Genomic DNA, 7849 nt, shown 5'->3' on the forward strand with positions numbered 1-7849 from the left:
CCGGGCGGGAGCATTCCGGGAACCCCGGCGGGGACCACGACACCGTGGAGGAACAGGTCGGCCACGACCCTGCGCACGGGGTCCGCCAGTGTCGCCGGGTCCTCGCCCGCCCCGGCGGCGGCCAGGACCACCAGATCCTCGAGGGGCAGCGCGCCCATCCGTGCACCCCGGAGGACGGTGGCGGTCAGGGGATCGATCTCGTGGCGCCAGCGCGCGCCGGTGACGCGTTCGACGATCACCGATCCGGTCCGCGCCTCGGAATCGGGATCCTCTTCTCCCGGGGGATCGGGGTCCGGCGCCAGGCTCTCCGAGGAGTGGAGATGCACGTCGGGGGAGACCGTGAACACGGTCGTGTCCAGAGCCCGCGCCTGCCCGCCCTGCTGGTTCGTGGCCGACCGCAGCCACGCCGACCGCGCGAAGTAGGCCTCGGCCTCGTCGCCGAGCCCCTCGTCGAAGGGGTGGGTCAGGTCCTCGCAGAGCACGGACGAGGCGCCGTCGATCCGCCGTAGGTAGACGTACCCGAACCCGACCCCGTCGACCTCGTGGTCGCCGAGATGGTCGAGCCAGGTCTCCGCGGCGAGGGCGGTGGACTCGTCCCGCGGATCCATGCCCTCGTCGGTGAGCCATGTCCACACGTAGAGCTCGGGGTCCGAGCGGTCGCGACGCAGCACCCAGGCCTCCACGCCCTCCGAGGGGATCCACGACGCCACGTGGGTCCTCCAGTCGGTGTGCCGACGCTCCACCCACGAGGCGAGGATGACCGCGGTGCCGTTCTCGGTCAGGTGGCCGTCGACCCCGGAGACGACCGTCTGACTCGCACCGTCGAGGGCGAGGCCGGATTCCCGGTACGAGTGCCCGGGATCCGCGGGGCCCACCACGAACGGCGGGTTGGCGACGACGCGGTCGAATCGGCGGTCGGCCACGGGCTCGAACCAGGGGCCGGACAGCAGTTCCCCGTCCAGCCCGTTGATCGCGAGCGTGGCGGCGGCCAACGCCAGGCACCGCGGGGTGATGTCGGTTCCCGTCGCCGTGGCCGCGGTCTCGAGGGCGTGCACCATCTGGATGCCGCAACCGGTGCCCAGATCGAGAACCGAATCCACCCGCGAGGTGGGGGTGATCTTCAGGAGGGACAGCGTGGCCTGCCCCACTCCGAGAACGTGATCGGACCTCGTCGAGGAGTGCACCATCGACCCGTCTATGTCGGCGAACACCCATCGAGTGCCGTGGCCCGTGTCCACCGGGCGGAGGTCGAGGAGTGCACGAAGGCTTCCTCCGGGCGCGGACGGGCGCGTCCACAACCCGGCGTCGATCCCGTCCTCGATGTCCACCCCGGGCAGGACCCGGACGATCTCGCTCTCGGGGACCGCGTCGTTCAGGACGAACAACCGGACCAGCGTCCCGGTCGGCCCGGCTGAGCGGGCGTGTCTCCGGACGGATGCCGAATCGGAGCGCGCGAGGGCTGCGATCGCCGCCGGCCCCAGGGCATCCTCCAACCCGGGAACCGTGAAGCGGTGGCGGCGGAAGGCCTCCGCCAGAAGCGGTGCGAGCCGGGTCAGCGTGGGGACTGCAGGGGTCACCGCGCGTCGTCGCTCTCGCCGGGGCCGTCGGCACGGCCGGGGGAGCCGGGGCCGTCCGGGGTCCCGTTGCCGGGACCGTGCCCGTGTTCTGAACATTCGGGTCCCGGGTCCTCGCCCACCGGGCCCTGCAGGGAGAGAGTGGGACGCGAGGAGATGCCCGAGAGCCCCGGCGGCACGACGGACGGTGTGTTCGCGGACAGTGCGCCTGCGGTGTAGAGACGTGCCTGCCCCTTGGGAAGCGGCGGCCTGTCATTGGCGCTGAGCACGGCGATCCACGGGATCGGGATGGACCCCGCGACGATGGCCAGTGCGATCCACGGGTTGTTCCACAGAGCCAGAGAACCCGCGGCCAGGAGCAACGCCGGGATCCGGACGGACATCAGGAGGAAATACCGTTTCTTCCGCGCCGCGAGCTCGTCCCGGTAGGACTCACGCGCGGCGGTGATCAGAACGGGCCTCGCGGAACCGTCCCGATCCTCGGACCGCGTGCGACGGGAGTCGGGTGCCATGGCCCCAAGGTACTCCGGCGTTGGCGCCGCGGCCGTGGCGTGCGGCATCATGAGGGGGTGAGCACCACCCGGACCAAGACACTCGAGCGTCCCGAGGTCACCACGACCGAGGAGACGCAGGACGACGCGCCCAAGTTCTTCCACTACGTGGACAAGAGCAAGATCGCCGAGAGCGCGGTCATGGGCTCCTACGTGATCGCCCTGTGTGGCGAGGTGTTCCCGGTCACCCGGTCCGCCAAGCCGGGTTCTCCGGTCTGCCCCGAGTGCAAGCGCGTCTACGAGACCCTGAAGCCTGGTGAGTGATCCCGGCGCGGTCCCGGGCACCGAGGAGCAGACCGCAGATCCCGCCACCGCGACGGCCACCGGCGCACCACTGCGCGCATGGCAGCGGACCGCCCTTCGCAAGTACCTCATGGCACGGCCGAAGGACTTCCTCGCCGTGGCCACCCCCGGCGCCGGTAAGACGACGTTCGGTCTGCGCGTGGCCACCGAGCTCCTGGCCGACCGGACGGTCGACGCGATCACGGTCGTCGCCCCCACCGAGCACCTCAAATTCCAGTGGGCCGAGGCCGCCGCGAGGGCGGGGATCGCGCTCGATCCCGAGTACTCCAATTCCTCGGGGGCACTGGCGCCGGAATTCCACGGCGTGGTGGTCACCTACGCCCAGGTGGCCTCGCACCCCTTCAAACACCGCGAACGGACCGCATCCCGCCGAACACTGGTGATCCTCGACGAGATCCACCACGGCGGGGACGCCAAGAGCTGGGGCGACGGCATCCGTGAGGCGTTCGACGACGCCGAGCGTCGGCTCTCGCTGACCGGCACCCCCTTCCGCTCGGACGACAGTCCCATCCCGTTCGTCACCTACGAGCCCGATGGCCAGGGCCATCAGCGGTCGAGGGCGGACCACTCCTACGGCTACGCTGACGCCCTGGCCGACGGCGTCGTGCGGCCCGTCGTCTTCCTGGCCTACTCCGGCGAGGCCCGCTGGCGCACGAACGCCGGCGAGGAGTTCTCCGCCCGGCTCGGCGAACCGCTCAGCGCGGACCAGAACTCCCGCGCCTGGCGGGTCGCCCTGGACCCCCATGGCGACTGGATGCCGGCGGTGCTCCAGGCCGCGCACACCCGACTCCGGCAGATCCGGGCCGGCGGCGTCCCCGACGCCGGCGGGCTGGTGATCGCCACCGACCAGGAACGCGCTCGCGAGTACGCGGCGCTGCTGACGGAGATCACGGGGCGTGCCCCCGTCGTCGTCCTGTCCGACGATCCCACTGCCTCGAGCCGGATCGGCGCGTTCTCCGCTTCGACGGACGAGTGGATGGTCGCCGTCCGCATGGTGTCGGAGGGGGTGGACGTGCCGCGGTTGTGTGTGGGCGTGTACGCCACCAGCGCGTCGACCCCCCTGTACTTCGCCCAGGCCATCGGGCGGTTCGTCCGGTCGCGGAGGCCCGGGGAGACCGCGTCGGTGTTTCTGCCGTCGGTCCCGGTCCTGTTGCAGCTCGCGTCGCAGATGGAGGCCCAGAGGGATCACGTCCTGGGCAAACCCCACCGCGAGGAGGGGCTCGAGGACGAACTCTTGGCCCAGGCCAACCAGCAGCAGGACGAACCCGACACCGCCGACGAGGAGGACAGGGGATACATATCCCTCGGAGCGGACGCGGAGCTCGATCAGATCGTCTACGAAGGGTCCTCCTACGGCACCGCCACCTTCGCCGGGAGCGAGGAGGAGGCCGACTACATCGGGCTGCCGGGTCTGCTGGGTGCCGATGACGTCAAGGCGCTCCTGCGCCAGCGGGAGAAGGAGCAGATCCGGCGGACCTCCGGCGAGGTCACCGCATCCGGGCCCGTCGCCGTGGTGGGCGTGGGAACGGATCCGGCCATCTCCGGCACCACCTTGCCGGGAAACGCCGGCGGCCCGGGCGCGCACGCGGGCGCGGCGGCCGCCCGGGTGGCCTCCGCGGCGGAGCTGAAGGACCTCCGGCGGCAGCTCAACACGCTGGTCTCGGTGTACTCCGGCCGTCTGGGCAGGTCCCACGGCGCGATCCACACGCAGCTGCGCAACGCCTGCGGGGGTCCACCGGTGCCGATGGCCTCGGCCGATCAGATCCGGGAGCGAATCTCCTTGCTGCGGAGCTGGTGACCGGCGGGAGTCCCGCGACCCCACCTCCGATACCGGAAGAAGGGCCCCGCCGCCGGCGGGGCCCTCTTTCGCTATCCGGGGTCAGTCCAGGTAGTCGCGCAGGACCTGGGATCGCGAGGGGTGACGCAGTTTCGACATGGTCTTGGACTCGATCTGGCGGATCCGCTCGCGCGTGACGCCGTAGACCTGCCCGATCTCGTCGAGCGTGCGGGGCAGCCCGTCGGTGAGGCCGAAGCGCAAGCGCACAACGCCCGCCTCGCGCTCGGAGAGGGTGTCGAGAACGGAGCGGAGCTGGTCCTGCAGGAGGGTGAAGCTCACGGCGTCCACGGCCACCACGGCCTCGGAGTCCTCGATGAAGTCGCCGAGCTGCGAGTCGCCCTCGTCACCGATGGTCTGGTCGAGCGAGATGGGCTCTCGCGCGTACTGCTGGATCTCCAGCACCTTCTCGGGGGTGATGTCCATCTCCTTGGCGAGCTCCTCCGGGGTGGGCTCGCGGCCCAGGTCCTGGAGGAGCTCCCGCTGGATGCGGCCGAGTTTGTTGATGACCTCCACCATGTGGACCGGGATCCGGATGGTGCGGGCCTGGTCGGCCATGGCGCGTGTGATGGCCTGGCGGATCCACCACGTCGCGTAGGTCGAGAACTTGTACCCCTTGGTGTAGTCGAACTTCTCCACAGCGCGGATCAGGCCGAGGTTGCCCTCCTGGATGAGGTCCAGGAACGCCATTCCGCGACCGGTGTACCGCTTGGCAAGGGACACGACGAGGCGGAGGTTGGCCTCGAGCAGATGGTTCTTGGCGCGGACCCCGTCCCGCTCGATCCACTTGTAGTCCCGTCGCTGGGCGGTGGTGAGCTTCTCACCGCGCTCCGCGACCTGCGCCATGAACCAGGTGGCGTAGAGGCCGGCCTCGATCCGCTTGGCCAGCTCGACCTCCTCCTCGGCGTTGAGCAGGGCGACCTTGCCGATCTGCTTGAGGTAGGCGCGGACGGAGTCGGCGGACGCGGTGAGCTCGGCGTCCTTGCGGGCCTGGCGGAGGGCCTCGGACTCGTCCTCGTCCCAGACGAAGTCTCCCGACGCCTTGTCCTTGGCGGTGGGGCCGTCCTTGGTCTCCTCGTCGGCCTCCGCGTCCTCGACGTCGACGACGTCGACCTCGACGTCCTCGAGTTCGGCGGTGTCCGGTTCGACCTCGAGGGCCTCGACGGGTGCGTCATCGATCGGCGCGGCGTCCGCGGGCTCGCCCGCACCCGCCGTCTTCTTGGCCGCTGTCTTCTTCGCGGCGGTCTTCTTGGCTGCCGTCTTCTTGGCGGGAGCGGTCTTCTTGGCCGCGGTCTTCTTGGCGGCAGCGGTCTTCTTCCCGGGTGTCCTGCTCGCCGAGGTCTTCTTGGCGGGGGCCTCGCCCGTGACCTCTGTGTCCGACGGATCGCCGCTCATCGCGGAATCCGAACTGGTGGTCTTCGTGGCTGCCACAAACGCCCCTTCACAACCGGTGATTCGATGGGAAACGGGGATCGACGCCGCACAGTGTGCCGACTCGCGAGCCGTCCGCCTTGCGGTACCGGTCCCGTCCCCGGCCGGTAGGTGATACCGGCCTGCGCCATTGTAACGAGGATCCGGTCCGGAGGTCGCATCAGGCGCTGTCGCCGAGGGATCAGTGGTCGGACGGGGACACCGTCGCGTCCAGGTCCAGCAGTCCGGTGCTCGCCGCCGCGTACAGGGCGGCCCCGATGATCCCGGCGTCGCCACGTCGGACCGCCACGCGAACCGGGGTACGGTTCTCCAGCAGCGGGAACCACTCCTCGGCGGCCTCGCTGATCGCGCCCCCGATGACGAAGGCGCGCGGCCAGAGCAGGTCCTCGAGGGACCGCAGGACGTTGGACACGTGCGGTGCCCACTGCTCGTAGGTCAGCCCGTCACGATGCCGCACCGCCGCGGAGGCGAGGTGTTCGGCCTCGTCGACCCCCCGACCGTCGATGTCGTGGACCAGAAGGTGCCCGAACTCCGTGTTGGGGATCAGATGACCGTTCAGCAGCAGCGCCGACCCGATGCCCGTGCCGAAGGTCAGGAGGATCACCAGGCCGTCCACACCCTCGCCGGCGCCGTAGTGCACCTCCGTGATCCCCGCGGCGTCGGCGTCGTTGAGCATCACCACCGGGCGCCCCGGGAGGTGTTCGGCGAACAGTGCGACGACGTCGCAGCCCACCCAGGAGCCGTCGATGTTGTGGGCGATCCGCGCGATCCCGTCGTGGATGACGCTGGGTAGCGCCACGCCCACCGGTCCGTCCCACCCGAGCTCCTCGACCATCGAGCGGATGACCCCGGCGACGGCGTCCGGTGTCGCCGGCTGCGGGGTGGGGCGTGTCAGCCGGTCGCCGACGAGCTCGCCGGTGCCCAGATCGACCCGGCCGACCTTGATCCCGGTGCCACCGACGTCCACCCCCACGCCGGTGGGGGTGTCCGATTCCTGGGTGCGCTCGGAGGGGCTGGTGGTCGGCATCTCTGGCTCCCGTGGGACGGGCCGCGGGGTCACGGCCGAGGGTTGGAGACCACCGGGCCGGCGGGGCACGATGGGGGCGGGCGAGCACCCGTTCGTCAGAGTATCCGTCCGGTGCGCCGGGGGGCCGGGCCATTCGGAGACGACGAGGGGAGAGGAAGTGTCGGAGCAGACGGTGGAGGGCCTCGCCGGACGAGACCACCCGGTGGATGTCGACGAGTTGAGGGTGTTCGCGGAGCGGCTCGCGGTCTCGGGCGGGGGCGTCGCCCGGCGGATGCTGGAGCGGTTCGACTCCTCGGGGCTCGATCCACGCGCCAAGAGTTCGGCGACCGACCCGGTCACCGTCATCGATACCACCGTCGAGCGGCACCTGCGCGAGCTGGTGAGCACCGAGCGGCCGGGCGACCGGGTCCTGGGTGAGGAGGGCGGCGAGGAGGTCAGCGAGGAGCCCGCGGCCACGGGACGGGGTGTGGTCAGGTGGGTGGTGGATCCGGTCGACGGCACCGTGAACCTCCTCTACGGGATCCCCTTCACGGCCGTCTCCGTGGCCGCCGAGGTCGACGGGGTGGTGGTCGCGGGGGCGGTGCACAACATCGTCACCGGTGAGACCTGGACCGCAGCGGTCGGCCGCGGATCCAGCCTCCGATCCGCCGCGGGAACGGTCACCGAACTCGCCGCGTCATCGTGTGACGATCTGTCGATGGCGCTCGTCGGCACCGGGTTCTCCTACGATGCGGAGATCCGTGCGGAGCAGGGGCGGACGGTCGCGGCCCTTCTCCCGACCATCCGTGACATCAGGCGGTGTGGCTCCGCGGCGTTGGACCTGTGCATGGTCGCCACCGGCCGCGTCGACGCCTACTTCGAGCGCTGCCTCAAGCCGTGGGACCACGCGGCCGGGGCGCTGATCGCGGCCGAGGCCGGCGCGATGGTGAGGGTCGCCGCCGACGACGAGGTCCCCACCGTCGCCGCCGCGCCCGGTGTGGCGGAGGAACTCCTGGCCGCGCTCGAGGCCCTCGGGGACCCCGTCAGCAGTTGACCGAGCGCGCCGCGTCCAGCTCGGCGGAGATCGGTTGACGCCCCAGCTTCAGCTCGTCGAGGGCCCCGACGCTCTCGGCCGAGTCCGACAACCGGA

7 protein-coding genes are annotated in these 7849 nt (G+C 70.9%); 3 read left to right on the forward strand and 4 right to left on the reverse strand.

Annotated features, from left to right (window positions below):
* A partial coding sequence (locus G6019_RS08755; protein WP_182627435.1) for a DUF7782 domain-containing protein occupies positions 1 to 1577 on the reverse strand: 1577 nt, incomplete at its 3' end.
* Complete coding sequence (locus G6019_RS08760) at positions 1574 to 2086, reverse strand: DUF3099 domain-containing protein (RefSeq protein WP_182613370.1); 513 nt, start codon at positions 2084 to 2086, stop codon at positions 1574 to 1576. The genes G6019_RS08760 and G6019_RS08755, both read right to left, overlap by 4 nt.
* Before the next feature lie 57 nt (positions 2087 to 2143).
* Between G6019_RS08760 and G6019_RS08765 the strand changes: the two genes are divergently transcribed.
* Both G6019_RS08765 and G6019_RS08770 read left to right on the forward strand, forming a co-directional pair.
* Complete coding sequence (locus tag G6019_RS08765) at positions 2144 to 2389, forward strand: DUF3039 domain-containing protein (protein WP_017837712.1); 246 nt, start codon at positions 2144 to 2146, stop codon at positions 2387 to 2389.
* Entirely contained in the window at positions 2382 to 4226 is a 1845-nt protein-coding gene (locus G6019_RS08770) for a DEAD/DEAH box helicase (protein WP_182613371.1), read from the forward strand. Before G6019_RS08765 ends, G6019_RS08770 begins: the two co-directional genes overlap by 8 nt.
* 81 nt (positions 4227 to 4307) lie before the next feature.
* Here the strand turns inward: G6019_RS08770 and G6019_RS08775 are convergent, their stop codons facing one another.
* On the reverse strand, positions 4308 to 5735 hold the full coding sequence (locus tag G6019_RS08775; RefSeq protein WP_370446355.1) for an RNA polymerase sigma factor: 1428 nt from the start codon (positions 5733 to 5735) through the stop codon (positions 4308 to 4310).
* Between the two features lie 139 nt (positions 5736 to 5874).
* Positions 5875 to 6720 carry a polyphosphate--glucose phosphotransferase gene (gene ppgK / locus G6019_RS08780; protein WP_107756396.1) on the reverse strand — a complete coding sequence of 282 codons (846 nt, stop codon included), beginning with the start codon at positions 6718 to 6720 and terminating at the stop codon, positions 5875 to 5877.
* A gap of 157 nt (positions 6721 to 6877) precedes the next feature.
* Here ppgK and G6019_RS08785 point away from each other — a divergent pair, with 157 nt between their 5' ends.
* Entirely contained in the window at positions 6878 to 7753 is an 876-nt protein-coding gene (locus G6019_RS08785; RefSeq protein ID WP_107756397.1) for an inositol monophosphatase family protein, read from the forward strand.
* The last annotated feature ends 96 nt before the right edge of the window (positions 7754 to 7849 follow it).

This window comes from Dietzia sp. DQ12-76 (assembly GCF_014145045.1).
Lineage (GTDB): Bacteria > Actinomycetota > Actinomycetes > Mycobacteriales > Mycobacteriaceae > Dietzia.

What these genes read in the sequence shown, in the direction of transcription:
- G6019_RS08760 (WP_182613370.1), bottom strand. Translation starts at nt 2,086, where the DNA reads ATGGCACCCGACTCCCGTCGCACGCGGTCCGAGGATCGGGACGGTTCC.
- ppgK (WP_107756396.1), bottom strand. Translation starts at nt 6,720, where the DNA reads ATGCCGACCACCAGCCCCTCCGAGCGCACCCAGGAATCGGACACCCCC.